This is a genomic window from Ruegeria sp. HKCCD3925 (assembly GCF_057221175.1).
In genome coordinates this window covers 148,624-173,187 of the sequence record NZ_JBWVBI010000009.1, presented here as the reverse complement: position 1 = coordinate 173,187, position 24,564 = coordinate 148,624, and the positions used below count along the sequence as shown (strand labels likewise).

At 56.6% G+C, this 24,564-nt stretch carries 22 protein-coding genes and 2 tRNA genes; 8 read left to right on the top strand and 16 right to left on the bottom strand.

All coding sequences use genetic code 11. The annotated features are described in order from the left end of the window. Positions 1-11: 11 nt before the first annotated feature. Positions 12-4,430 carry an nSTAND1 domain-containing NTPase gene (locus AC2TEM_RS19760; protein ID WP_170422371.1) on the top strand — a complete coding sequence of 1,473 codons (4,419 nt, stop codon included), beginning with the start codon at positions 12-14 and terminating at the stop codon, positions 4,428-4,430. A gap of 71 nt (positions 4,431-4,501) precedes the next feature. Here the strand turns inward: AC2TEM_RS19760 and AC2TEM_RS19755 are convergent, their stop codons facing one another. Genes AC2TEM_RS19755 through AC2TEM_RS19730 form a run of 6 tightly spaced genes read right to left on the bottom strand, consistent with a single transcriptional unit; the run spans position 4,502 to position 9,726 of the window. Further along, positions 4,502-5,440 carry an HAD family hydrolase gene (locus AC2TEM_RS19755; protein ID WP_170422369.1) on the bottom strand — a complete coding sequence of 313 codons (939 nt, stop codon included), beginning with the start codon at positions 5,438-5,440 and terminating at the stop codon, positions 4,502-4,504. Continuing rightward, a complete protein-coding gene (gene phnE, locus AC2TEM_RS19750) occupies positions 5,404-6,219 on the bottom strand; it encodes a phosphonate ABC transporter, permease protein PhnE (protein ID WP_170396234.1) in 816 nt (271 codons plus the stop codon). The genes AC2TEM_RS19755 and phnE (AC2TEM_RS19750) overlap by 37 nt, the downstream gene beginning before the upstream one ends. Beyond that, positions 6,219-7,034: a phosphonate ABC transporter, permease protein PhnE gene (gene phnE, locus AC2TEM_RS19745; RefSeq protein ID WP_170422367.1), complete on the bottom strand. Its 816-nt coding sequence runs from the start codon at positions 7,032-7,034 to the stop codon at positions 6,219-6,221. Before phnE (AC2TEM_RS19745) ends, phnE (AC2TEM_RS19750) begins: the two co-directional genes overlap by 1 nt. Next, positions 7,031-7,825 (bottom strand): phosphonate ABC transporter ATP-binding protein, encoded by a 795-nt coding sequence (gene phnC / locus AC2TEM_RS19740; protein ID WP_170396238.1) that lies wholly within the window; start codon positions 7,823-7,825, stop codon positions 7,031-7,033. The genes phnE (AC2TEM_RS19745) and phnC overlap by 4 nt, the downstream gene beginning before the upstream one ends. Positions 7,826-7,883: 58 nt before the next feature. Beyond that, entirely contained in the window at positions 7,884-8,858 is a 975-nt protein-coding gene (phnD, locus tag AC2TEM_RS19735; protein WP_170396240.1) for a phosphate/phosphite/phosphonate ABC transporter substrate-binding protein, read from the bottom strand. Positions 8,859-8,871: 13 nt separating this feature from the next. Next, positions 8,872-9,726 carry a DeoR/GlpR family DNA-binding transcription regulator gene (locus tag AC2TEM_RS19730; protein ID WP_170422365.1) on the bottom strand — a complete coding sequence of 285 codons (855 nt, stop codon included), beginning with the start codon at positions 9,724-9,726 and terminating at the stop codon, positions 8,872-8,874. Positions 9,727-9,950: 224 nt separating this feature from the next. Here AC2TEM_RS19730 and AC2TEM_RS19725 point away from each other — a divergent pair, with 224 nt between their 5' ends. The 5 genes from AC2TEM_RS19725 to AC2TEM_RS19705 are packed head-to-tail and all read left to right on the top strand — an operon-like array spanning position 9,951 to position 15,354. Beyond that, positions 9,951-10,415 (top strand): NUDIX hydrolase, encoded by a 465-nt coding sequence (locus AC2TEM_RS19725; protein ID WP_170422363.1) that lies wholly within the window; start codon positions 9,951-9,953, stop codon positions 10,413-10,415. A gap of 59 nt (positions 10,416-10,474) precedes the next feature. Beyond that, positions 10,475-11,500: an ABC transporter substrate-binding protein gene (locus AC2TEM_RS19720; RefSeq protein ID WP_170422361.1), complete on the top strand. Its 1,026-nt coding sequence runs from the start codon at positions 10,475-10,477 to the stop codon at positions 11,498-11,500. After that, a complete protein-coding gene (locus AC2TEM_RS19715) occupies positions 11,501-13,714 on the top strand; it encodes an ABC transporter permease (RefSeq protein WP_170422359.1) in 2,214 nt (737 codons plus the stop codon). An 11-nt stretch (positions 13,715-13,725) separates the two neighbouring features. After that, positions 13,726-14,787, top strand: a complete 1,062-nt coding sequence (locus tag AC2TEM_RS19710; protein WP_170422357.1) for an ABC transporter ATP-binding protein — start codon at positions 13,726-13,728, stop codon at positions 14,785-14,787. Next, positions 14,788-15,354, top strand: a complete 567-nt coding sequence (locus AC2TEM_RS19705) for a histidine phosphatase family protein (protein WP_480856373.1) — start codon at positions 14,788-14,790, stop codon at positions 15,352-15,354. A gap of 4 nt (positions 15,355-15,358) precedes the next feature. On the opposite strand, the gene AC2TEM_RS19700 is transcribed toward AC2TEM_RS19705, so the two are convergent. The 7 genes from AC2TEM_RS19700 to AC2TEM_RS19670 form a co-directional block, all read right to left on the bottom strand. Next, a complete protein-coding gene (locus AC2TEM_RS19700) occupies positions 15,359-16,150 on the bottom strand; it encodes an inositol monophosphatase family protein (RefSeq protein ID WP_170422353.1) in 792 nt (263 codons plus the stop codon). Between the two features lie 214 nt (positions 16,151-16,364). After that, positions 16,365-16,439: transfer RNA gene (locus AC2TEM_RS19695), tRNA-Glu, on the bottom strand. A gap of 22 nt (positions 16,440-16,461) precedes the next feature. Then, positions 16,462-16,536, bottom strand: a tRNA-Glu gene (locus AC2TEM_RS19690). Between the two features lie 109 nt (positions 16,537-16,645). Continuing rightward, a complete protein-coding gene (gene recJ, locus AC2TEM_RS19685) occupies positions 16,646-18,388 on the bottom strand; it encodes a single-stranded-DNA-specific exonuclease RecJ (RefSeq protein WP_170422351.1) in 1,743 nt (580 codons plus the stop codon). Positions 18,389-18,478: 90 nt separating this feature from the next. Continuing rightward, on the bottom strand, positions 18,479-19,462 hold the full coding sequence (gene glpX, locus AC2TEM_RS19680) for a class II fructose-bisphosphatase (RefSeq protein WP_170422349.1): 984 nt from the start codon (positions 19,460-19,462) through the stop codon (positions 18,479-18,481). 71 nt (positions 19,463-19,533) lie between these two features. Further along, positions 19,534-20,820, bottom strand: a complete 1,287-nt coding sequence (locus AC2TEM_RS19675) for a homoserine dehydrogenase (protein ID WP_170403375.1) — start codon at positions 20,818-20,820, stop codon at positions 19,534-19,536. A 128-nt stretch (positions 20,821-20,948) separates the two neighbouring features. Beyond that, a complete protein-coding gene (locus AC2TEM_RS19670; RefSeq protein ID WP_170396262.1) occupies positions 20,949-21,197 on the bottom strand; it encodes a hypothetical protein in 249 nt (82 codons plus the stop codon). A 100-nt stretch (positions 21,198-21,297) separates the two neighbouring features. Here AC2TEM_RS19670 and AC2TEM_RS19665 point away from each other — a divergent pair, with 100 nt between their 5' ends. Continuing rightward, positions 21,298-21,885: a TetR/AcrR family transcriptional regulator gene (locus AC2TEM_RS19665; RefSeq protein ID WP_170422345.1), complete on the top strand. Its 588-nt coding sequence runs from the start codon at positions 21,298-21,300 to the stop codon at positions 21,883-21,885. A gap of 7 nt (positions 21,886-21,892) precedes the next feature. On the opposite strand, the gene AC2TEM_RS19660 is transcribed toward AC2TEM_RS19665, so the two are convergent. Then, on the bottom strand, positions 21,893-22,804 hold the full coding sequence (locus tag AC2TEM_RS19660) for a pirin family protein (protein ID WP_170608911.1): 912 nt from the start codon (positions 22,802-22,804) through the stop codon (positions 21,893-21,895). 159 nt (positions 22,805-22,963) lie between these two features. Here AC2TEM_RS19660 and AC2TEM_RS19655 point away from each other — a divergent pair, with 159 nt between their 5' ends. Beyond that, the gene (locus AC2TEM_RS19655) at positions 22,964-23,434 is read left to right on the top strand and encodes a hypothetical protein (RefSeq protein WP_170565779.1); all 471 of its coding nucleotides are present in this window, start codon (positions 22,964-22,966) and stop codon (positions 23,432-23,434) included. On the opposite strand, the gene AC2TEM_RS19650 is transcribed toward AC2TEM_RS19655, so the two are convergent. After that, positions 23,431-24,027, bottom strand: coding sequence for a hypothetical protein (locus tag AC2TEM_RS19650; protein ID WP_170396270.1), 597 nt, complete (start codon positions 24,025-24,027; stop codon positions 23,431-23,433). The genes AC2TEM_RS19655 and AC2TEM_RS19650 overlap by 4 nt on opposite strands. Continuing rightward, entirely contained in the window at positions 24,014-24,517 is a 504-nt protein-coding gene (locus AC2TEM_RS19645) for a TadE/TadG family type IV pilus assembly protein (RefSeq protein ID WP_480790360.1), read from the bottom strand. The genes AC2TEM_RS19650 and AC2TEM_RS19645 overlap by 14 nt, the downstream gene beginning before the upstream one ends. Positions 24,518-24,564: the final 47 nt, after the last annotated feature.

The following is a 24,564-nucleotide window of genomic DNA, read 5'->3' as shown; positions in this document are numbered from 1 at the left end:
CCAAGAATATCATGACTTTTCCTGCGTTCATCGGCCGTTACGCTGTTGACCGTGAAATCGCGAGCGGTGGGTTCGCGGCGGTTGTCCTTGCGCGGGATGACGAGTTGGAGGTTCCGGTAACCCTCAAGATTCTGCACGCCAACCTTGCGACCAATGACAAAGTCATCACCCATTTTCTCGAAGAAGCCCGTCTTTTGCGGCGCATTCGATCTCCGCGCGTTGTCTCCGTGCATGACGTGGGGCGTTTGGAGGACGGGCGGCCCTATTTTGTCATGGACTACGCGGATCGCGGCACATTGGCCGACCGACTAAAGCGTCTAAGCCCCGCTGCTTTGGCCAAACGTGAAGGTGTGGAAATACTGATTGATGCAATGGCAGATGGCTTGTCTGCGGTTCACGACGCGAATGTCGTGCATCGGGACGTCAAACCCGCAAATGTCCTTCTGCAACGAGTGAAGCGGTCCAAAGACGATAACAGCACGACGGTTTCTGATGCTTTGGTCGGCCTAGACGAGAGGGTTTTTCTGGCGGATCTCGGTATTGCGAAGGATTTAGCGATCGGTGTGACCGGCGCGACCATGATGGCTGGGACACCGCTCTATCAAGCGCCAGAACAAGCTGAGCACGGGCAACCCGTGACGCCGATGACCGACATCTATTCGGCCAGCGCGCTGATGTGGCATGTCCTGACGGGAAAGGCGCCGCCGCCATTCCATCGCGTTACCGAGTATCTTTCCAGCCTGCCGGAAATGTGGCGCGATTGCATTGAGCACGGGATGGCAATGGACCCGCAGGCGCGTTTTCTGGATATGGTGTCCTGGCGCAGTGCAATGAATGATGCGTTGGATCGTGACCGGCGAGAGGCCGCATCCGAAGCGGTGACGCAGATATCGGAAAGTAGGGTGGAATGCCCCTACAAAGGGCTCGCCGCGTTCCAGCCAGAGGATTCCGACTATTTCTTTGGACGCGAGGATCTTGTTGAGGAACTTGTGACCCGGCTTCAACAGAGCCGGATATTGGTTCTGGGTGGCTCATCCGGCAGTGGTAAATCATCCGTTCTGCGAGCAGGGCTGCTGCCAGCGATCGCTGCCAACGCGATATCCGGTAGCGAAAACTGGCGCGTTTGTGTTTTTACCCCCGGGCGCGATCCAATGACCGATTTGTACTTTCAACTCATCGGCGACAATTCTCACCTTACGGCTCAGGTCTCGCTCAACGACTTCATCGCCTATCCGAGTGCGGCGCGCCGTTTGGCCACCGCGAATGAAGGAGAGTTGTTGATCTGCATTGATCAGTTCGAAGAATTGTTCACGCTGGTCAAACAGGAACGCAGAAGCAAGTTCATCGAAGCTTTGTCAGCTATGACAGACCCCGCAGATAGCCGTGTTCGTATCGTGCTGACAATCCGTGCGGACTTTTATGCATCCTGTGCAGAGATACCGTGGCTTGCGGATCGAATCTCGGAAAACCAGTTTTTGGTCGGGCCGATGACACGGCCCGAGCTGCGCCGCGCAATCAGCGAACCGGCACATGCAGCTGGTTTGCACATGGACAGGTCCCTTATTGATGCGATCGTTGATGAGGCCGGGCGCGAAGCGGGTTCGCTCCCGCTGGTGGCGCATTCTCTGTATGAAACATGGAGCCGACGTAAAGGTGCGGTCATGTCTCTGGACGGCTACCGTCAGTCCGGTGGTGTCACAGGGGCAATCAGCCAGACAGCAGAGACACTTTTTACAGACGTTTTTGACAAAGTTCAGCAAGAAGCAACCCGGCGGCTATTCTTGCGTCTGGTTACGCCCGGCGAGGGGACACCGGACACACGGCGGTTGTTGCCGATAGATGAGATCGAGCGCGACTCGGACCCGGACACAACGCGGCGGGTCGTTGAAGCTTTGACAGATGCGCGGTTGCTGACGCTGGATGACAAAAATGTTCAGATTGCGCATGAGGCGCTGCTGCGTACATGGCCGCGACTTAATTCATGGATCGAAGAAAGCCGCGATGATCTGCGCATGCGTCAGCGTATTCAGCATGACGCTGCAGAGTGGGATGTTGAAAATCGCGAGCCCGATTTACTTTATCGCGGCACAAGGTTGTTGTCGGCTGAAGAATGGTCGGTGAAGAACCAGAATATCCTCGGTGCGTTAGAGCGGGAATTTCTGGGCGCTGCACGAGATGCGCGTGACCAAGCGCAGGCTGCATCCAAAATGCGCCGGCGTCGGCGTCGACGTATCAATCAAGTTGCCGTTGCTGCCCTTGCCTTGCTGGCCATTGGCGCAACGGTTTCGTCTTTCTTGGCTATCCGCGCGTCCAACCTTGCCGAAAGCAACAGACAGATGGCCGTTGCCGCAACAGCTGAAGCCAATGAAAGGTTCGCAAGGGCGCTAGGCGCTGCGGCGAACGGGTTATCGGATACAGATCCCTTGCTAGCCCTGTCACTCAGCGCCGAAGCGATTGTCCGAGCCGAAACTGCTGGTTCGACATCAGAAGCGAGGGCGGCGATGCTGATGGCTCGGCAAAATCTGGGTGAGGGTGGGCTTGTCCCACTGGGCAGCCCGTTTACGGTTGGTGACGCGCAGACGATGGCTATTGATGCATCCGGTACGCGTGTTGCGGTTGGATTGCGTGATGGGCGCATCGTGGTTCATAGGGCTGAATCCGGCGGAGCGGTTATTGCTGAACTGGTGGGGCATTCCGGCGGGATAAGGGATGTTGCATTCTCTCCCGATGGAGAGTTGCTGGTTTCAGCGGCAACGGATGGGGATGTCCGCCTTTGGAATGTTGGTTCGGCCAGATACGGCCCGATCACGACACTGTTCTCTGGCAATGACGTCGCATTTGGCGTGGCCTTTGATTCCACCGGCAAGCGTATCGCGTCGGCGACCGGTGACGGGACCGTTCGCCTCTGGAACGTTTCCAATGGAATGCAAATTGGGGAGCCATTGGCGAAAATGCCGCTGGGCTTCAAAAAGGTCGCGTTTTCGCCCGTTTCAGAAGGACTTGTAGCCGGAAATGTCGATGGTGGCATATTCGGCTGGGTCGACGCAAAGGCTACGCCTGCATTTCCGCCGATACCGGGCGGTCCGCTGGGGCCTGACCCCGATCACCTGTCCTTCAGCCGCGACGGGAGAACATTCGCGGTATCCCATACGAACGGGAAGGTCACGACGATTGGTTTTCCGGATGGTTCTCCAATTGTTGATCGTTTTTCAGATAGTACCGATATCGTAGCAGCAGCATTTACCGCGCCGGACAATCTGCTGGTAGGGGCAGGGGCAGACGGAACGCTGCGATTGGAAAATTCAAACATGGAAAGTGTTGGCGACGTGGTGCAAGCGCACAGTCAGAGGGTTGTGGACCTTGAAGTCGCCCAAAATGCCCCGTTGCTGGCGACTTTGGGCCGGGATCAGCAGGTACGTCTCTGGCGGATTGGGATCGACCCCGGCGGCAAAGACACGCTTGTTTTGCAGAACGGGGCAAAGGCGCTGGGCATCGCTTATACGCCGGATGCAAAGTCTATAGCCATCGGTGACAGTGAGGGGAATATCTGGGTCTGGAAGATGGGGGCTTCCATGAAACCCATGCAGCTGAAGGGGCATGAAAGCCAGGTGTGGGCGATCTCTTTCTCGCTGGATGGCAAAACCATGGTGACTGGTGATCGCGAAGGCGGCTTGAAAATCTGGGACATGGCTGCCATGCGGCTGAAAAATCAACTCGATCTGGGGCAGGCTCCCGTCTGGTCGATCATGCCGGGGTCAGGTCTAGAGGTCTTTGTGGCGACAGGAGATGGAGTGCTGCAAATCGATATCTCAGAGGCTGATTTGGTCAAGAGCTTTGCGCCCGCTGACATTCAGGCAAATCGTGTCGCCGTCTCTGAAGATGGCGGCATGCTGGCAGCGGCCTCGGTGGATGGTAAGGTCTATATTTGGTCGATTGGCGACGGTCAGTTGATCAGAGTGATTGAAGCTGATGACAACACGCTTTGGAGTGTTGCTTTCAGTCGTGATGGCACACAGGCTGCAACTGCTTCCAGCGATGAGGTGGTAAAGGTGTGGGATGTTGAAACCGGCGAAGAGCTTGCCGCTTATGGTGGCCATAAGGGTGGGGCGACAGATGTTGCCTTTTTGGCGGATGAGGCAACCTTGGTGGCAATCGACCGATCTGGGGAACTGCATTGGTGGGATACCGCGACGCACCGTCGGCTCATGCCTGTCGAAAAGATTCATGCAGGCCCGACCTGGCGTATCGCGCTTGCACCTGACGGACATTCTTTTGCGACAACCAGCGAAGCCGGTGATGTTCGGGTTTGGGACAGGTTGAGCTTGGAGATCGCATGTGCGTTGGGCAGTCCAACCTTCGATGAAGGGCGCAGGGTTCAGTATTTGGGAAGCGATGAGCCAACAACGACCTGTGATGCCTTCGCGAATTGATCACATGGCGAGTATTGAAAAGCACGGGCGGGCGCTTGGATTTGAAGCGGAACTAAGCAGGCCTGATCAGATTATGGTCGGTTCACAACGAAATCCGGCATGATTTGCGCCTGTGTGATTGCGTCATCGACATCATGCCCTGCGAAAAAACCGTACCCCGAAATCAGGGCCGAGGCGATTCCGGCAGCATGCGCCCCCAATATGTCGGTATGCAAGCTGTCACCAACCATAAGCACGCGAGTTTTATCGACCCGGCCAAGTCGCTTGAAAGCCAAGTCAAAAATATTCTCAAATGGTTTGCCGAAGAATTCGGGTACAACGCCGGTTCGATCGGCAAGACGGTGCGCGAACAGACCGGGTTCGTCTGAAAACCCGTGCTCGCGCGGTGCGACTATGTCCGGATTTCCAACCAATACCGGACGCGGGCGTTTTAGCAGGGCTGCTTCCAAATGAGCCTGACGTGCCTCGGACCAGACGGCTGAGCCGATCATCAGAAACCCCTCAACCGAGTCATAGGGCTCGGGATCGTCATCGAGATAAGTCAGGTTCAAATCTTCCAGATCGCGAAGGCCGGTGCTGGGTGTTGCCATCAAACCCCAATGCAGCGCGCGTTGACCGCCCAGCTCTGCCAGCAGTGTTGCGCGGCTTGTGATGATATCCTCTGACGCAAAATCATATCCCAGCCGGGCGTATTTCTCGACGAGCGCCGCATGAGGGTGACCAGCTGCATTCGAGACGACCAGAACGCGTTTACCCATGGCTTTGAGCTGATCAATCCGCGCGGCTGTACCGGGAATTGCAGTCTCGCCGATATTGAGGACACCGAACGCATCCAGAAGGAATACATCGAAGCCTTCAGCAATATCCATCAAAGTGTTCGCATGCTGATAGGATTGAACAGCCGGTTCAGCAGCCGGAAGTCGATGCCGAACGGCCTCGTAGGCTTCGAAAGCCTCTTGGGTCGTGAAGCGGCTCAAATAATTGCCCCTCGTACTTTGGCAGACACCCATTCGCTGATCATGACGGCAATCAGAATGACGATCAGGATAAGGCTGACCTGCGGCCATGCCAGAACGTTCAGCGACGCCGACAATTGCAGCCCAATGCCGCCTGCGCCCACAAGGCCAAGAACCGTAGACTCGCGAATATTGATGTCCCAGCGGAATACGGCGATCCCGGCAAAGGCGGGCAATATTTGCGGGACGATTCCATATGCCATGACCTGCCAGCGGGATGCGCCGGTGGCGGTGATGGCTTCGACTTGGGTGTGATCAATTTCCTCGATGGCTTCATAGAGAAGCTTGGCGCAGAAGCCGATCGAACGAATGGCTATGGCGATAACACCTGCGAATACTCCGGGTCCAATGATTGCGATTAACAAAAGCGCCCAGATTAGCGAGTTGATCGAGCGGGTTGAGACGATGATCAGTAACGCGATGGGGCGGATGAACACGGCCGACGGCGTGGTGTTGCGGGCGGCCAGAAAGGCGACCGGTACGGCAAGGAACAGCGCAATGATCGTACCAAGTGTGGCGATGTTCAGCGTGTCCCAGATCGGGCGGCCTAACTGCGTGATGTAATCCCACTTTGGTGGTGTCGCGCGGGTCCAGATATCGTTCGCGATCCGGGGTGCGTCCCACACAAAGAACCATGTCGTCGAGGCCGAGATGATCTGCCAGCAGTAGACAAAGACCGCCACACCCAACAGCCAGCAAAACCAACGCACAAGGCTTTGACCGGTCGTGCGTCTGCGCCAGATTTGCGTACCTTCATGTTCAAGCACTGGCATTACTGGACCCTCGCGCGGATGATACCCGAGAGGTATTCGAGCGCCATGACGATCCCGATGATCAGGATCAGAATGGCTGCCGCAGTGTCATACTCATAACGGTCAAACGCCGTATTCAGCGTGGCCCCAATGCCGCCGGCCCCCACAAGCCCAAGAATTGCACTTTCGCGAAAGTTGATATCGATCCTGTACATCGACAGCCCGACCAGTCGCGGCATGACCTGTGGCTGCACGCCGTAGTTGATCCATTGCATCCATCGCGCGCCCGAGGCTTTGATCGCCTCGGCCTGCACTTTGTCCATGGCCTCGATGTCTTCAGCCAAGAGCTTGGACAGGAAACCGATAGTGGCGAAGGACAGTGTCAGGAAGCCGGCCAAAGGTCCGAACCCAAAGATGGCAACCAGAAGAATGGCGACGATGATCTCTTGCAGGGCGCGGCTGATCGCAACAATGCCCCGGCAGATCACATAGACCGGGAGAGGCGAAATATTGCGTGCAGCGCCCAGTCCGATCGGGATCGATATCAGGATGCCCACCACCGACGCTGCAACCGTCATCACGATGCTCTCGAGAAGACCGCTCCAGATATCGCTCCAGCGCGATATGAAATCCGGGCTTGTGAAAGCAAGGACAAAAGCCCAACCGCGATCCAAGCCTTCATAAACCCGGCCCCAATCCACCTCGATGGTCATAAATGCCGCAATCAGATAGGCGACGAATCCAACGATCAAGGTCCAGCGCAGTAAGGCGTTTTTGACGAAGGCCGGTTTCCGCCAGCCTTTGCCCAGCAGGTCATCAAGTTCGGGATGGCTCATTCCGCGGCCTCGATCTCTTCGTCGTCTTCAACTTTCTCTATGGTCGCTTCCCAGTCTTCTTCGCCATAGATTTCGGTCAACTTGTCAGGCGTAAGCCCAGAGGGGAGGCCGTCAAATACGATTTCACCAAAGCGTAGGCCAACGACGCGCGGTACGAACATTTGCGCAAGGGCCACGTCATGAATGTTGATTATCGCGGCTAATCCGCGTTCCTGACACAGCTCGGTAATCAAGCGCATGATCTGACGGCTGGTTTTTGGGTCCAGTGAGGCGGTCGGTTCATCGACCAGCAGAAGCTTGGGATTTTGGATTAGCGCCCGGCATATTCCAACCCGCTGACGCTGACCACCTGACAGTTCGTCCGCGCGTTTGTCGGCCATATGCAACAGACCCACGCGATCCAGCAGGCGGAATGCATCATCCACGTCAGACTGGGGGTAACGTCGCAGGAAGCTCCGCCAAAACCCAACATATCCCAGCCGTCCCGACAGTACATTTTCCATGACAGTCAGGCGTTCAACCAGTGCGTATTCCTGAAAGATCATCCCCATTTCACGACGTGCTTTCCGCAGCGCGCCCGAGCCGAGTTTGACCAGGTCCACGTCGTCCAGCAGAACCTCGCCACTTGTGGGTTCAACCAAACGGTTAATGCAGCGGATCATGGTGGATTTGCCAGCACCAGAAGGCCCGATCAGCGCCAGAACCTGGCCCTTTGGCACATCTAGATCGATCGCCTTCAGGGCCTGATCGCCGGTTTTATAAGTTTTTGTAAGCTTTTGAAGCCGCAGCATTTATGCCCCCGGTTCGGGTGGTAACGGGCCCCGCAGGGCCCGTTGGATGTAGTATCGATTACTGGCAGGCGTAGGAAACGCCGTTAGCCGCGTCGATCTTGCGGATGACGTCCCAGAACTCCTGATAGGTCATCTCAAGGAACTGACCTTCATTCGATTTCGAGAACTCAGCCTCAAGCGTCGTTCCCTCCCAGTCGAAGCTGAAGAAGGCATTGCGGATTTTCTCCTGTAGCTCCGGCGTCAGGTTGTACACGGTTCCAAAGCCTGTCGTCGGGAAGGTCTGCGACTTGTAGATCGTGATGACGTCGTCTTCGTTGATCACATCGCGCGAGATCATCCGCGATTTGACCGAATTAGCGATCGAGGCAGCCAAATAGTCCTTGTTTGCGACACCCAGGATCGAGTTGTCGTGTTTGCCCGAATAAACCGGCTCAAAATCGCGTTCGGGAAGCAGATCAAAATCGCTTTTCAGGATCGCCGAGGGCGCTTTGAAGCCCGAGTTCGAAGTAGGAGAAGTAAAGGCCAATTGCTTGCCCTTGATATCCTCAACCTTTTCGATGCCTGAACCGGGATAGGTGATGATCTCCATCTCGTATCCGAAGTTTCCGTCTTTCGACGCCATGATCGTGAAGGGCCTGAACCCGGCGCAGTTCACGGCCAACGGGTTTGAACCGGTATTGAAGCCCGCAATATGCAGACGCCCCGAACGCATGGCCTCAATCTGGGCCGCGTTGTTCTGAACTGGAAAGAAAACAACGTCTTTGCCAGTTTCCGCTTTCAGATGATCAAGAAAGTCTGACCAAGCAGTTTTGTATACGGCAGGGTCTTCAACCGGGGTGTAGGCAAAGATCAGAGTATCAGGATCAATCTGATCGGCAGGATCAGCGGGGATATCCGCGATCAGATCGCCATCGGCATCACAGAACCGCGCATCCAGATCACCGCGCGGGCAGTCTTGCGCCGAAGCCGTGCCCGACAGTGACAAGAGCGCGATTGCGGAAGCTCCGATCAGTAGTTTGATATCAAATTTCATTTCTTCCTCCCAGTCATGCGTGGCTTTTCTGTCCACGGTTTGTCGTTCTTTGTAAGGACTGCTCAGCGACAAGAATCTTCACCCCGGCGTCGTTGATCGCGCCAAGCAAATCCCCTGTTGGTTGGGTATCAGTTACGATTGAATTCAGCCCGTCAAGGTCGCCCACACGGGTCAAACCTTTGCGGTCGAATTTCTCGGACCCGATCAGAAGATGTCGCGTCGCGGCGCGTGCCAGCATCATCCGCTTGACGGTTGCGAAACCGCGCACGGTCTCTGACGGTCCTTCTTCTGACAGGCCGGACGCGCCAATCATGCAACGATCGACGTTGAAACGAGACAGGAAATCCAGTGTATCTGTCCCGATCGTGGCGGACTCGGCGGTCAGATATTCGCCTGGGCATAGAATGACTTCAACGGGTGCGTGACCAAGGGTCATGGCCACCGGTATCGAATTCGTAATTGCCGTGCAGTGAATGCCCCGATACGCCAACATACGGGCCATCTCGATCGTGGTTGAGCCGGAATCGATCATCACCGTCTCGCCTTCCTGAATCAGGTCGGCTGCGCATTTGCCGATCTTCTCACGCTCATCAAGGCGGGCGTGGGTGCGCTCATCCAGACTTGGATAACGTCCTTGTATCGGGGCAGAGGCACCGCCATGCGCCCGCGAGATCAGCCCATCATCAGCTAGGGCATCAAAATCCCTGCGCACCGTTTCCGCCGAAACATTGAAACGCTGCGCCAATTCGCTGATCCGGACGTGCGGGCGAAGCTTCAACTCCAACAATATCTCACGGCGGCGGTCGGATTTCTTGAACCGACTCTGGCCCTTGTTGGTTTTCTTATCGCGCGTTTCCGCTTTGGGCATCTGGCAATCCGACTCGGTTTCAATCTCACTTTTGTGGCGTTTCAGTCGTTTTGCAACAATTTCTGTTGCAAAGCCCACGATTCATTGTGAGACTTCAAAGAACTGTTTCTATTTCGAGGCGTAGCAATCGAAGTGCACCGGCGTTCTGGATGTGGCCACCTTGTTCAACAGCACGTATGTGTTGCGATTGCCCTTTGCGTAGTGCCAGAGCTAAGGGCGCGCGCATGAGCAAGACCGAATTCACAGATCAGATCGGTGCGCTTCCTGTGCGATGGGACAAGTCCGACAAGCTGCGGGTTCTCATGGTCACTTCGCGTGACCGGGGGCGGTGGGTCATCCCCAAAGGTTGGATGATGGATGGTAAGAAGCCTTGGCATGCCGCTGAAATCGAAGCTTTGGAAGAGGCCGGAGCTGTTGGCTTTATCTCCAAGAAATCGATCGGGTGCTTTCACTATGACAAGCGATACGAGGGTAAAAGCAGCGTGCCTTGCCGCGTAACGCTTTATCCGTTGATTGTGGAACGGCTCAAACGCCGTTGGAAGGAACGGGACGAACGCAAGCGCCACTGGTTCTCACCTGCCAAGGCCGCAAAGCTTGTCGAAGAGAAAGAACTGGCGCGTTTTTTAAAGAGCCTGTCAGATAATCAAGAGACGTTGGCTGTTATCGAGAAATTGCGAAAGGCCGCATGAGGAAGGGCATATAAGAGCCGGGAAATCCGGACGCAGTGAACTTAAAGGGAGAGAAATCAATGAAGAAATTTACATCCACAACGTTGGGATCGCTTATTGCCCTTGCCGCATCGATGTCAGCGGCACAGGCTGACAAGTTGACACTTTATTGTTCTGCGCAAGAGGATTGGTGCCAGCTTATGGCGCGCAGTTTCGAAGATGCGACTGGCATTGACGTCAATATGACACGTAAATCCTCGGGTGAGACATTTGCTCAGATCCGTGCAGAAAGCTCCAACCCCAAGGGTGATGTCTGGTGGGGCGGTACCGGTGATCCACATCTACAGGCCGCAGAAGAGGGCCTGACGATGGAATACATGTCGCCGATGCGTGACCAGCTTCATGATTGGGCGATTTCTCAGGCGGAAAGCGCGGGTAACAAGACCATCGGCATCTATTCAGGTGCGCTTGGTTACGGCTACAATGCCGATCTTGTCGCCGCGAACAACCTTCCCGAACCTGCTTGCTGGAAGGACCTTCTGAAGCCCGAGTACAAGGGGCACGTTCAGATGGCGAACCCGAACTCATCAGGTACGGCCTACACGACCCTGGCCTCGATGGTGCAAATCTTCGGCGAGGACGAAGGGTTTGAGTTCATGAAGGGGCTGCATTCGAACATCAACCAATACACCAAGTCGGGCTCGGCACCGATCAAGGCTGCTGGTCGAGGCGAGAATACAATTGGTATCGTTTTCATGCATGACGCAGTAAAGCAGGCGGTATCGGGTTTCCCGATCAAAGTCGTCGCGCCATGTGAAGGTACTGGTTACGAGATCGGTTCGATGTCGATCATCGAAGGCGCGCGCAACGAAGATGAGGCCAAAAAGTTCTATGACTGGGCATTGTCGCCCGAGGCGCAGAACCTCGCCCTTCAGGTAAATGCCTTCCAAGTGCCGTCAAACAAAGGTGCTGAAACTTCGGAAAGCGCGCCTGACATGAGCCAGATCAAGCTGATCGACTATGACTTCAAGAAATACGGCTCGTCGGATGAGCGCAAGCGCTTGCTGCAGAAATGGGACGAAGAGGTTTCGGTACTGCCGCAGTAAATGACTGACGACACGACAAAAACGACCCATCCGGTTCTGATCTTCTGGGTCATCGCCGGGTGGGTCGGATTCTGCCTGCTGCCGTGGTACATGGTTGACGGTGGCCTGTGGTCGTTCGAGTGGCTGCTGGACGGCTACCCTTTCGACGAAGATTATGCGCCTGCTGCCTTTCTAATCGGGCAGGGTGAAAAGCTGTGGCTTGCTCCGCTTCTTATTGCACTCCTGCTGCCACTTCTGGTGTTAAGACGCGCCAAATCAGATCCGCTTTATGCCCGAATTTTGATCCTGTCAGGGGCGCTGGGCTTCGGCTGGCTGATCGCACAAGGGTTCAGCATCGGAATCCGAGGCTACAACTTCGACTGGCTCGAAACCCTGTTTGGCGAGCTCGGTGATCGGCAGTTCGGCATGGGCTATGGCGCGATGATCTGCGCGTCGAGTTTTCTGTTCCTTCTGACCCAGGGTGTCGCCGCACGTGGGGCGATTAACGGAGACGTCTTCGTGGTCAGCGCCATCGGTGGTGTGATCACCATCGTCACCGCGTTTGTATTCTTTCCTATCGCCAAGATGCTGTTCGCTGCCTTTGTGACGGAAGAGGGCGCGTACTCCATCGCAGTGTTCTTCTCGAAATTCTTTGACGACCGGCTTTGGGGGCTGGGATGTTTCTGGGGCGCACGATGCGGGGCGGCATGGAACTCACTGTTTCTGGCCATCCTCGTCGGCTTCATCACCACTGCGCTCGGCTTGTGCTTTGCGCTTGTCGTGACCCGCTCGGGCTTTCGGTACAAGCGCGCGTTGCGCGCACTGACGGTTCTGCCGATTATCACGCCACCGTTCGTGATCGGCCTAGCGCTGATCCTGCTGTTTGGATTGTCGGGTTCAGTAACGCAGTTCTTTGCCGAATTGTTCGGCACCCAACCCACTCGCTGGCTGTATGGCATGCCGGGTGTTCTGATTGCGCAGACGTTGGCATTTACACCCATCGCCTTCCTTGTACTGATTGGCGTCGTTGAAGGGGTGTCTCCCTCGATGGAAGAAGCGGCACAGACACTGCGCGCCAGCAGGTGGCAGACGTTCAAAACTGTGTCCCTGCCGTTGATGCGCCCGGGCCTTGCTAATGCTTTCCTTCTGGGCTTCATCGAAAGCATGGCCGATTTCGGCAACCCACTTGTGCTAGGTGGCAATTTCGATGTGCTGTCGACCGAGATTTTCTTTGCAATTGTTGGTGCGCAATATGATCAAGGCCGCGCTGCGGTTCTGGCCATGGTGCTTCTGTTCTTCACGCTTTCAGCCTTCTACGCGCAGCGAGCCTGGCTGGGTAAGAAAAGCTACACCACAGTCACGGGCAAAGGTGACGCTGGCGTACATCCATTGATGCCAACCGGCCTTTCCATCCCGGTGCTAACCGTCGCCCTTGGCTGGGCGGTGTTTACCATCGTCGTCTACGCCATGATCGTCTACGGCAGCGTGGTTGAACTGTGGGGAGTCAATAATTCCCTGACGTTCAAGCACTACGTCACTGCCTTCTCGGTTCGGTTCGAGTCGGAAGGAATTCGCTGGACAGGGGCCGCATGGGACAGTTTCTGGACCACCATAACAATCGCCGCAATCGCCGCGCCGCTTACGGCTGCAGTTGGGCTCGTGACGGCCTATCTACTAACCCGGCAGAGTTTCGCAGGCAAAGACGCTTTTGAGTTCGGCACCATGCTGTCCTTTGCCATCCCCGGTACCGTGATCGGTGTCAGCTACATTCTCGCCTTCAACGTGCCACCGATCGAGATCACGGGCACGGGTGTCATCCTTGTTGTCAGTTTCATCTTCCGCAATATGCCGGTCGGTGTCCGAGCCGGCATCGCCAGCATGTCGCAACTGGATCGCAGCCTTGACGAGTCCTCGCTGACACTTGGTGCAAATTCGTGGCAGACTTTCCGGCGGATCATCCTGCCACTACTGCGCCCGGCAATTCTTGCGGCGCTTGTGTACAGCTTCGTGCGGGCCATGACGGCGATTTCGGCAGTGATCTTTCTGGTCAGCGCGGAATATGACATGGCGACCAGCTATATCATCGGGCGGGTCGAGAATAACGACTATGGTCTCGCCATCGCCTATTCCACCACTCTGATCTTTGTGATGCTGTCAGTGGTTGCCCTCATGCAGTTGATCGTGGGCCGGACCAAGATCGGGCGACGAATGACGCAGTCGCGGACAAATGTTTAGGAGAGTTTGACATGAGCCTGCAGTCCAAAGCCGCGCCGGTTCGGTTCGAGTCCGTCACAAAGATGTTTGGCAAGGATGTCGTTGCCGTCGACAATATTGACCTGAATGTCGATGCAGGAAAACTGGTCACGCTGTTGGGCCCGTCAGGCTGCGGCAAGACGACGACGCTGAGGATGATCGCAGGGCTCGAAATGGCCACCTCAGGAAAGATCACTATCGGGGATCGCGATGTGACCAAACTGCCCGCGACGGACCGCGACGTATCCATGGTGTTCCAGTCCTACGCACTGTTTCCTCATATGAGCGTGCTTGAGAACGTGATGTATGGCCTCACGTTCTCGGGCTTTGCTAAAGACGAGGCCCGCCGCCGCGCGTTGGACGGTTTAGAGCTGGTTGGCCTGAAAGGTTTTGACGGCCGTCTCCCGTCAGAACTGTCTGGTGGCCAACAGCAGCGCGTCGCTGTAGCGCGGGCTTTAGTGTTGGAACCACAGGTGCTGTTGTTTGATGAACCGCTTTCGAACCTCGACGCGAAATTACGCCGCCAGGTGCGTGAGGACATCCGGGCCATTCAGCAAGACCTTGGCCTGACCGTCGTCTACGTGACACACGATCAGGAAGAGGCTCTGGCAGTATCGGACGAAATCGTCGTGATGCGGAATGCCGCGATTGCCCAGATTGGCACGCCTCGCCAGCTTTATGACGCCCCAAATGATCGCTTCGTTGCGGATTTTATTGGTGAGGCCAATCTGCTTGCCTGCCAGATCATCTCGGTCGACGGCGACATGGCCACCATCGAGATCGAAGGCTACCACCATACCTTGGCATCCCGTGGCTTGACCGAAGGGCCTGCGACCGTCGCCATCCGGCCTTCTCGACTTGTGATCGGGGCCGCGCAAGGAGTTGCGGCGACCGTCTCCAAAGCCACCTATGTGGGTGTCCGAATGGAGTACACTCTGACCGGTGCGTTCGGCCAGGTCTTTGCAGTCCATGACGATGTCGATGCGCCGCTAGAGCCGGGTACAGAAGTACAGATGGCCTTCGCCGAGAAAGGTCCGGTGCTTTTGCCCGAATAGATGCCCTGTCTTCTAATCATCACGCACCCCGAGGTTATCATTGACCCGAACACCCCCATTCAGGACTGGGGGCTTAGCGCGGAAGGCCGCCGCCGCGCTGCGGCCTTCGCAACCAGCGGAATTTTTGCAGAAGTTACCCACCTATGGGCCAGCACCGAGCAAAAGGCCCGCGAGACGGCCGACATCCTGGCCGCGCCCCGAAGCCTGCGGATAAAACAAGATGCCGCACTTGGCGAGAATGATCGAAGCGCCACCGGTTTTCTGCCGCGTGACCGGTTCGAAGCTGCCGCTGACGCATTCTTTGCCCACCCCAACACCAGTTTTCGCGGCTGGGAAACTGCCGTTGCCGCCCAGCGGCGTATAAACCAAGCAGTAACTTCAATTATCGAAACGCATGATGGCAGTGACCTCGCCATCGTTACCCATGGGGCCGTCGGGACCCTTCTGTGGTGCTCCTTGTCGGGCCGCCCCATTGATCGGAGGTATGATCAGCCCGGGCAAGGCCATTATTGGCAAGCCGATCTAACGGACCTTAAACCGCTGAGCGGATGGCGCTCAATCGACTAGATTGTCAGGCCTGCCACGCGTTCTCCGAGATTTCACGCAAAGTATCAAACACATCCGGAGTACCAGCGATCACCCGACCGCCGTTGCGGATCATTACACCTGCGTCCTGATCTTCAACCACGCCGCCTGCTTCCGCGATCATCAATTGACCAGCCAGACAATCCCAGGCGTTCATATGTTCTTCGACATAGCCAAGCAGCCGGCCCGCCGCGACATAGGCCAATGACAGCGCGCCACTGGCGTTTCTGTGAAACATGGCCCCGCGCTCAATCAGGTTCGCGACGATTGGAACAATGTTACGGTTATCCACCCGGTTCGAATAACCCACTGCCACCGTTCCTTGATGCAGCGCAACACCCGAAGCGACCCTCATTGGCGCATAATTCAATGTTGCCCCGCCTCCGCGCGAGGCTACGAAGGTCTCATTGATATTTGGGTCATGGATTACTCCGATCTCGGTATTTTCCTCAGCGACGCCCGCCAGAACGATGGTCCAGGCCGGAATGCCATTGACGAAATTCGTGGTGCCATCAATTGGATCGATCACCCAGTCAAATCCGCTTGAGCCTTGTGTTTCACCATGCTCTTCGCCAAATATGCCATCGTTGGGCCAAGCCTCGGCGATCCTCTGGCGGATGAAGGTTTCGACATTCCGGTCTGCCTCGCTGACCCAATCCTGTGCGCCTTTTTGATTGACGATCAAACCGCCCCGGTCGGAGAAATACCTGGAGGCGATTGTGCCAGCTTCCTTGCAGATCGCGATCGCGAAGTCTTTGCGTTCTTTGAGGTAATCCATTGGGAATCCAAATCATATCTGTTGTTGGCCAAAACTGTGCAGGCTTGGTGATGGAATGGCAAATACCAAATGCTGGTGAACTCGGTCCGGGGCAGCCATTGACAGGCGTGCCTTCAACCGCATTTCGCGTCTTCAAAACGGGGCGCGCAGGTTTCGTGCTAAACACGATGCTGTAAGAATACGTCGCCGGGAACGATTGTAGCATTGAAGAAAATGGTAGCCCGTAGGGGAATCGAACCCCTCTTTCCAGGTTGAAAACCTGGCGTCCTAACCGATAGACGAACGGGCCATTTAGACCAGACAAGCACAAGTGGTAGCCCGTAGGGGAATCGAACCCCTCTTTCCAGGTTGAAAACCTGGCGTCCTAACCGATAGACGAACGGGCCACGCTGGCTTGTGGAGGGCCTTTTACGGTTTACCTTCCCCCCCCGCAAGACGAAAAACGCAAGGCTGTGAAACTTTTTTGGCCGTTCCCGAGCGGCGTTGAAACGGTTGTCAGACAGCTTCTGCCGCGTCTTCCAGCCGCAGCTGCACGCTCTGTCGTCCACCCCAGGTATTCACCTCAAGCCGACCCGCGAAATGGAACCGCGCACCGCCGTGATTAGACAGGCGATCCCCCAACGGACCGTCGAACGCGCCAAAGGCGATGGCATCCAGTCCGCCAGACATTCCATCCGAAAGTGACAGCTTCAAATGTGTTTCGCCCACGCGTTTAGCAAAGCGCACTTGCAGATCAGGCAGCGCATAGCGCGGGGCAGGGGCACCGGCCCCGAAAGGACCCGCTTTCTCTACCTGTTCGATCAGATCGACTGTCGCGGCCCCGGGCATCAGCGCCCCGTCCAGCTTCAAGTCGGCGGGACCGCCTTGGCCTGCGCCTTGTTTGGCCAGAAGCTCGGACAGGCGCGACATTGCAGGCTCCAACTGATCACGCATCACCGTCAGACCGGCCGCCATCTTGTGGCCACCACCCTTGACCAGCAGCCCTTCGGCAGCCAGTCGCTGGATCGACGCGCCCAGATCAACGCCCGAGATCGACCTGCCTGAACCTTTGCCCTCATCCCCGTCGAACCCGATCACGATAGCGGGCCGGTTTGCCGACTCTTTCAGCCGCGAAGCAACGATACCTACCACGCCGGGATGCCAACCGTCGCCTGCGGCCCAGACCAGCGGCGCATCCAGCCCACGGTCCTCGGCTTGCGCCAAGGCCGCCGCGCGGACCGCGTTTTCGATCTCGCGCCGTTCCGAATTCAGGGCATCCAGCCGCTCGGATAAGGCTTCGGCCTCAGTGATCGAGTCCGTGCTCAGCAGCCGCGCGCCAAGATCAGCCTGACCAATGCGGCCGCCTGCATTGACGCGCGGTCCCAGAAGAAACCCCAGATGATAGCTATTGGGCGCGGTATCCATGCGCGCCACGTCTGACAACGCGACCAAACCAGGCCTTTGCCTTTGGGTCATCACTTTCAGGCCCTGTCGAACCAGCGCCCGGTTGGCGTCGATCAACGGCGCAACGTCCGCCACCGTGGCCAGCGCCACCAGATCGAGCATTGCCATCAAATCCGGCCCCTTGGCCCCGGCCTCACGCAACTGACGACCCGCCTCGACCAGCATCAGGAACACCACCGCAGCAGCGCAGAGATAGCCCAGATCGCCGCTTTCGTCCTGTCGGTTCGGGTTCACCACGGCGACGCAATCCGGCAGGGTTTCTGCACCCAAATGGTGATCCAAAACGATCACATCCGCACCCTTCGCCGCCGCGATAGGTTCGTGGCTCAGCGTTCCGCAATCCACGCAGATGATCAGGTCATGGCTAGCCGCAAGTTCCTGCATTGCAGGCACATTTGGCCCATAGCCTTCATCAATCCGGTCGGGCACATAAAGCGTCGCGTCAAGCCCCATCTGGCGCAGCCACACCAACAACAACGCAGCCGAACTGCCCCCGTCCACATCATAGTCAGCAAACACTGCGATCTTTTGGCGCTTGCGCACAGCCTGTAGAAACCGGGCCGCAGCGACTTCCATATCTTTCATCGATCGCGGATCGGGCAGCAGTTCCTTCAACTTAGGTTCCAGGAAACCGGCGGCCTCCATCACCGGAACACCACGCCGTGCCAAAACCTGACAGACGGCGCGAGGCAGATCTGTCTGCTGCGCCATCATTTCTGCTGACCGCTCGACCTCAATCCCCGGTCCGATCCAGCGTCGCCCCGTCAGAGATTGCTCTACGCCCAGAAATGCCACATCTCACCTCATGCACTAAGGCCGGACCCCTGCGGATCCGGCCTCTTGGTCTTTTATGAATACTCTTGCTGAAGGCGCTGGCGCAAGCCGCTATGCTTCGTTGTGTGGCCACATCGGCGTGCGGTAGGACATCCGCCGCACCGAGCCCGTTTTTGATCGCATGAGCAGCGTCGTTGTTTCAACCCAACCCGGTTCCCGCTTGATGCGCGGCAGCAGTGAGCCTCCGGTGACCCCAGTAGCGGCAAAGATGACATCCGCCGTTACCATCTCGTCGCGCGCATAAACACGGTCCAGATCGGTGATGCCCGCCTTGGCCGCCCGGCCACGTTCGTCGTCATTACGGAACAACAGGCGGCCAAAGATCTGACCGCCCATGCATTTCAGCGCGGCTGCGGCAAGCACACCCTCGGGCGCACCACCTTGACCCATATACATGTCGATGCCGGTCACTTCGCTTTCGGCGCAATGCATCACACCTGCGACGTCGCCATCTGTGATCAGGCGGATCGACGCACCGGTATCGCGGACTTCAGCAATCATCGCTTCGTGGCGAGGACGCTCCAATATGCATACGGTAATATCCGCAGGCTCACAGCCTTTGGCCTTGGCCAGCGCTTCAACTCGCTCGCGCGGGCTCATGTCCAAGCTTACGACACCTTCGGGAAAGCCCGGACCAATGGCCAGTTTGTCCATGTATACGTCCGGAGCGTGTAGCATTGAGCCGCGTGGGCCCATGGCAATGACGGTCAGCGCGTTGGGCATATCCTTGGCGGTCAGGGTTGTGCCTTCAAGCGGGTCCAGCGCAATGTCTACGCCCGGGCCGTTACCAGTGCCAACCTCTTCGCCGATATAGAGCATTGGCGCTTCATCACGCTCGCCCTCACCAATGACAACGACACCCTCAATGTCCAGAAGGTTCAGTTGTTCACGCATAGCGTTGACGGCAGCCTGATCGGCAGCTTTCTCATCACCCCGGCCAACCAGAGAGGCGGACGCCAGCGCGGCCTGTTCTGCCACCCGTGCAAGGCCCAGAGACAGCAGGCGGTCGTTGAAATCGATCTTGGCAGCGTTCATCTTCGCATATCCTTTGGTCAGCTAAGGCGTTTTATCCGGCATAGCCTGCGCGCAGCATAGGCCGCAAGGGGTCAGACTTGTTCGATACGCAGGGCGACGGGTTCTCCGGCCACCACATCGGTGGCGCGCAGGCCATCCAGCGCATGGTCCAGCGTCGCCCGCGTGGTTTTGTGGGTCACGATCAGCACGGGCGCTGTGCTTTCTGTGTGCCCATACTGCCGCATCCGGTCGATCGAGACTCCAGCATCGCCCAGAATCGCCGCGACCTTTGCCAGAGCGCCGGGTTTGTCCAGAAGACCGAGCCGCAGATAGTAGGGTGCAGGTAAGCCAGTAACGGCGGAGGCTGCGTCTTGCAGGGTCGTCGCGGGGCGGCCAAATGTCGGTATATGCAAGCCTCGCGCCAGATCGCAAACGTCGCCCATCACCGCGCTGGCAGTGGGACCTTCACCGGCACCGGGGCCGCGCAGAACGATTTGTTCAACTGCGTCCCCATCCAGCACAACCATGTTTGTTCCGCCTTCCAACTGACCTAGCGGAGAATTGCTCGGCACTAGACAGGGTTGCATCCGCTGTTCCAGTCCGCGCGCCGTTCGCTGTGCTACACCCAACAGCTTGATGCGATACCCCATGTCGTGGGCCTGATGGATGTCATCGAGGCTAATATGCTGAATGCCCTCGATCTCGATCCCATCGAAATTCGGCTTGGTGCCAAAGGCAATCGAAGACAGCAGCGCCAGTTTGTGCGCCGCGTCGATGCCGCCAACATCCAGATTGGGATCAGCTTCAAGATAGCCAAGCTGCGCGCATTCCTCGAACAGGGCGTTATAGCCCAACTCCTGCGATTGCATCCGGGTCAGAATATAGTTGCAGGTACCGTTCATGACGCCCATGACACGCGTGATCTCGTTACCCGCCAGTCCTTCGGTCAGAGATTTGATTACCGGGATACCACCCGCGACAGCCGCTTCGAAGCGAATTACACGCCCTGCGGCCTCAGCCAATTCCGCCAATTCCTGCCCGTGAATCGCCAGCAGCGCCTTGTTTGCGGTGACGACATCCTTGCCACTGTTCAGCGCCGCCTCGACCGAAGCTTTCGCGGGGCCGTTCTCGCCGCCCATCAGTTCGACAAAAACATCGATGTCTTCGCGTTTGGCCAATGCAACGGGATCGGTTTCCCATGCATAATCCGAGAGGTTTACGCCACGGTCCTTGCTGGCATCACGGGCCGAAACTGCGGTGATCTCGATGCGACGCCCGGTGCGGGCGTGCAACAAATCGGCATGACGACGCACAATTTTGACCACACCCACGCCAACGGTTCCCAATCCGGCAATTCCAAGCCTCAGCGCCTGTGTCATTCCCTTGGGTCCTTTCTGCTCGCAATACCGCCCGCGATGGCGAAGTGTCCTTTGCGGGCTGCCTTAGCGGGTTCGAGGCAGGGGTGCAATCCGTCTAATCTTTTGGAGCTAGTGACGTGACCGAAATCCTAGTTAATCTCGGCATTCTGTAGCGCTTCGGCCTTTTCCGCCAACGCTTCGCTGCGTGCTGTCAGGTCTTCTTCTACCTCTTCCGCTTCGCTGATTGGATCGGTCGGAGGGCCGAGGGCGGGATCCAAAGCAATAAGCTTGGGGTAGGGTGCCTTGCGCAATGCGGCGGTTTCGCTGCCTTCCAACTCTGGGATATTTGCGCAGCCGGCGGTGGCCAGCACAAAGAGAATGGGCAGCAAAAGCTTCATCGCAGTCCTTCGGGTCGCAGCGTGTATCCCGTGATGCACGTTTTGTCGGAATGGTTCAAGCGGGGTTCTATCTGAACGTCTGTTCAGATACGATCGAAGCATGGCGCGTACACAAGGTTCTCATTCCGATATAACCGGCCCCCGCATTCGCGAGGCCGCACTGGGGCTGTTTGCCCGTCATGGCTATGCTGCGGTTTCAATGCGGCAGATCGCAGGCGAGGTGGGGGTGCAGGCTGGGGCACTCTATAATTACACGCCCGACAAGCAGAGCCTTCTGTTTCGGCTGATGCGCGATCACATGCAGGATCTGATGGCCGCCTATGACGATCTCGACAGGTTTGATAATCCACAAGATGCGTTGCGTCAGTTTGTCGGGTTCCACATCCGATTTCACCTGCAGCGTCCCGACGAGGTGTTCATCGCTTATATGGAGCTGCGCAATCTGAACCCCGAAAATTTTGCCGAAATCGAGGCCCTGCGCCGCCGTTACGAGGACTCGTTAGAGCATATTCTGCGTAACGGGCAGCAATCGGGTCAATTTTCGGTCACCGATACCAAGATCGCCACATTAGCGGTGATTGCCATGCTGAATGGTGTGATCACTTGGTATCGTAGCGGTGGCCGCCTGTCGCTGGATGAGGTCGAGCAGGTATACTGGGACATGGTCCGCAAAGCAGTCACCGCCTGACCCGCCCTTAGTGGGCAGGTCGGATGAAAGTGCCGTTCCGCAACTCCCGAAACGCTTGCTGTAATTCTGCCTGCGTATTCATCACGATCGGGCCATGCCACGCCACGGGTTCATCGATCGGAGCGCCCGAGATCAAAAGAAACCGTACACCCTCGGGCCCGGCCTGAACCGTGATTTCGTCTCCGGTCCCGAACCGAACCAACGTCCTGTCTCCTGACATGTCGCGGATGTTGACCTCTTGCCCGGCGATCTCTTTCTCTAGAAGAATTCCAGTTGGCTGAGACGCATCCGCAAAGGCAGCGCTGCCTTCAAAGATATAGGCGAAGGCCCGGCGGTATGTGTCGATCGGAATGGTTTTTTTCACCCCTGCCGGTATGCTGATATCCAGGTATTGCGGATCGGCAGCGATACCGTCCACTGGGCCCGTACGTCCCCAGAATGTACCGACAATCACACGGACCTTTGTCCCATCATCATCGATGATTTCTGGAATATCAGTGCTTTGAACGTCCTGATAGCGCGGGGCGGCCATTTTCTGATCTGATGGCAGATTGCCCCACAGCTGGAACCCATGCATCTGACCGCTGGCCGACCCCTTGGGCATTTCCTGATGCAGGATACCCGACCCGGCGGTCATCCACTGGACATCTCCGGCACCCAGCGTGCCGCTATTGCCTAGCGAGTCGCTGTGTTCGACTGTACCGGACAGGACATAAGTGATCGTTTCGATGCCCCGATGCGGATGCCACGGAAAACCGGCCATATAGTCCAATGGGTTGTCATTCCGGAAATCATCAAACAGCAGGAACGGGTCCAGTTCCGACGGGTCCTGAAACCCGAACGCCCGGTGCAGTTTGACGCCCGCGCCTTCCATTGTCGGGACCGCCTTGCGGAATTCCAAAGTTGGTCTGAGTGACATAAACGCCTCCTGATCCTTTGACCGGAACTTATGCGTCGGCCTGAGGCAGTCAATTTGCGCAGGAACACTGAAGCTGTGCGAAGATGCTCAGACAGGTGACGCGGTGCTGTCCTTTGCGTATCAAAGCGGTTAAAGCGAGCAGACAATCAGGAGAACAACATGCAAGAAGAAGTGCTGGCCACGGTCGCGGCCTCGGCACCGCGGCGCTGGACTGGGGTAGGGATGCTGGTCACGGTCGGGGCGTTGGTCATTTACGTCGCGTTGGCATCGCCGCCTGAGTTAGGCTGGCAGGTCTTCTTACTGGTTTCCGGGGCAGCCGCGTTCTGGTTGGCCCGTCGCATGTGGTACGCGACCGAAGACAGGATCGAGCTGACCCAATCCCAATTGCGCACAGGCTCGGGGCAGGTGATCTGCAATATCGAGGATGTCGAAGGCGTAGACCGGGGCGTGTTCGCATTTAAGCCATCAAATGGCTTCTTGGTAATCACTCATGCACGAAGCTCAAACCAGTGGGCGCCCGGTCTTTGGTGGCGTGTCGGACGAAGGATTGGCATAGGCGGCATGACAGCCGCCGCCGAGACCAAATACATGTCGGAAATGCTGTCGGCGATGCTTGCTGAAAAGAGTTAGACACCCAAGCAAGCAGGGTCGGTATTGACGATCTGGTCGAAAACACGCGGGTGTGTGAAGACCAGATTATCCATTTCAAAGTCAGCAAATTTGAATGCCATCTGGAATGGCGCTTTGTATGTATTGTTGGTTTCGACCAGTATCATTGAGCCGTTATCAGGCATTACCGGAAGCCGTTGTTTGATTTTCACGATCTCTGCGTCGGTCCATTTCTGATATCCAGTGCCCCGCACGCAGGACCATAGAACATCGTGGAGATCGTTATCACCATCATAGGTCAGATAGGTCACACGCATCGAGACCGGTGCTCTGGTATCAACCATGTTTTCCAGAAGGTCGTACATAGTGTTGATATACGCGGCGTTAACATCTTCAGCTTCGCGTGAGAGTACATCCGCAACTGCGTAGGCTCCTTTGATGTTGATCGCGCTTTGGCGATAGCTGTCATAATAGGTGTATGACGCAAACATTGACCAGAACAGCAGCGGCAATATCAGCATTGCCTCGACCGATAAGGCACCGTCTTCTCGTTTGAGAAAGCGGTTCAGCAGTGCCTTGGGAAGGTTGCGATTTTCTTTGTTAATTCGAGGCATCGGCCACATCCACTGTTGTGTCAGATGAATCGTCAGGATCAGCTGATGAACCACCAAATGGTTCATGAACAAATACGGTCGTCGCCTGTAATTCCCATTGGCCGTCGTTGTCCTGCTTCGCAATGCCGCTCAGCATCGAAAGCCCAAAAACAGGTGAAACCTCAAGACAGGCGCGGATAATCATAAGCTCATTTGAAGTCCCTTGTTCAAAAACAACTTCGTCCGGCTTACGAATTGTCTCCGGAGTGTCGACGCAATAGGGGGTTGGATCCAACTGATTGCCGACCCGCGGATCAATAGACTTCATCTCGAGCGCAAGGTTTTCCGAGCAATTGGTTATCAGCGCTTCGTCACAGATCATTTTCTTCAGCAGCGCGTGATCCCATTCATCTTCTCCTTCGGGGAGGCGATTAAGCCGGACTTCCCGAATTGTCATATCCAGAGATCGTTCAAGATCGGCATGGTGGAAGGACTGCAATCCCAGATCCATGCCTGAATAAGCGACATACAGGAAGAATGGAAACCAGAAGATAAACT

Coding starts and splice junctions, on each gene's coding strand:
- AC2TEM_RS19760 (WP_170422371.1), top strand. CDS start 12: ATGACTTTTCCTGCGTTCATCGGCCGTTACGCTGTTGACCGTGAAATC.
- AC2TEM_RS19755 (WP_170422369.1), bottom strand. CDS start 5,440: ATGGGTGTCTGCCAAAGTACGAGGGGCAATTATTTGAGCCGCTTCACG.
- phnE (WP_170396234.1), bottom strand. CDS start 6,219: ATGCCAGTGCTTGAACATGAAGGTACGCAAATCTGGCGCAGACGCACG.
- phnE (WP_170422367.1), bottom strand. CDS start 7,034: ATGAGCCATCCCGAACTTGATGACCTGCTGGGCAAAGGCTGGCGGAAA.
- phnC (WP_170396238.1), bottom strand. CDS start 7,825: ATGCTGCGGCTTCAAAAGCTTACAAAAACTTATAAAACCGGCGATCAG.
- phnD (WP_170396240.1), bottom strand. CDS start 8,858: ATGAAATTTGATATCAAACTACTGATCGGAGCTTCCGCAATCGCGCTC.
- AC2TEM_RS19730 (WP_170422365.1), bottom strand. CDS start 9,726: ATGCCCAAAGCGGAAACGCGCGATAAGAAAACCAACAAGGGCCAGAGT.
- AC2TEM_RS19725 (WP_170422363.1), top strand. CDS start 9,951: ATGAGCAAGACCGAATTCACAGATCAGATCGGTGCGCTTCCTGTGCGA.
- AC2TEM_RS19720 (WP_170422361.1), top strand. CDS start 10,475: ATGAAGAAATTTACATCCACAACGTTGGGATCGCTTATTGCCCTTGCC.
- AC2TEM_RS19715 (WP_170422359.1), top strand. CDS start 11,501: ATGACTGACGACACGACAAAAACGACCCATCCGGTTCTGATCTTCTGG.
- AC2TEM_RS19710 (WP_170422357.1), top strand. CDS start 13,726: ATGAGCCTGCAGTCCAAAGCCGCGCCGGTTCGGTTCGAGTCCGTCACA.
- AC2TEM_RS19705 (WP_480856373.1), top strand. CDS start 14,788: ATGCCCTGTCTTCTAATCATCACGCACCCCGAGGTTATCATTGACCCG.
- AC2TEM_RS19700 (WP_170422353.1), bottom strand. CDS start 16,150: ATGGATTACCTCAAAGAACGCAAAGACTTCGCGATCGCGATCTGCAAG.
- glpX (WP_170422349.1), bottom strand. CDS start 19,462: ATGAACGCTGCCAAGATCGATTTCAACGACCGCCTGCTGTCTCTGGGC.
- AC2TEM_RS19675 (WP_170403375.1), bottom strand. CDS start 20,820: ATGACACAGGCGCTGAGGCTTGGAATTGCCGGATTGGGAACCGTTGGC.
- AC2TEM_RS19670 (WP_170396262.1), bottom strand. CDS start 21,197: ATGAAGCTTTTGCTGCCCATTCTCTTTGTGCTGGCCACCGCCGGCTGC.
- AC2TEM_RS19665 (WP_170422345.1), top strand. CDS start 21,298: ATGGCGCGTACACAAGGTTCTCATTCCGATATAACCGGCCCCCGCATT.
- AC2TEM_RS19660 (WP_170608911.1), bottom strand. CDS start 22,804: ATGTCACTCAGACCAACTTTGGAATTCCGCAAGGCGGTCCCGACAATG.
- AC2TEM_RS19655 (WP_170565779.1), top strand. CDS start 22,964: ATGCAAGAAGAAGTGCTGGCCACGGTCGCGGCCTCGGCACCGCGGCGC.
- AC2TEM_RS19650 (WP_170396270.1), bottom strand. CDS start 24,027: ATGCCTCGAATTAACAAAGAAAATCGCAACCTTCCCAAGGCACTGCTG.
- AC2TEM_RS19645 (WP_480790360.1), bottom strand. CDS start 24,517: ATGGATCTGGGATTGCAGTCCTTCCACCATGCCGATCTTGAACGATCT.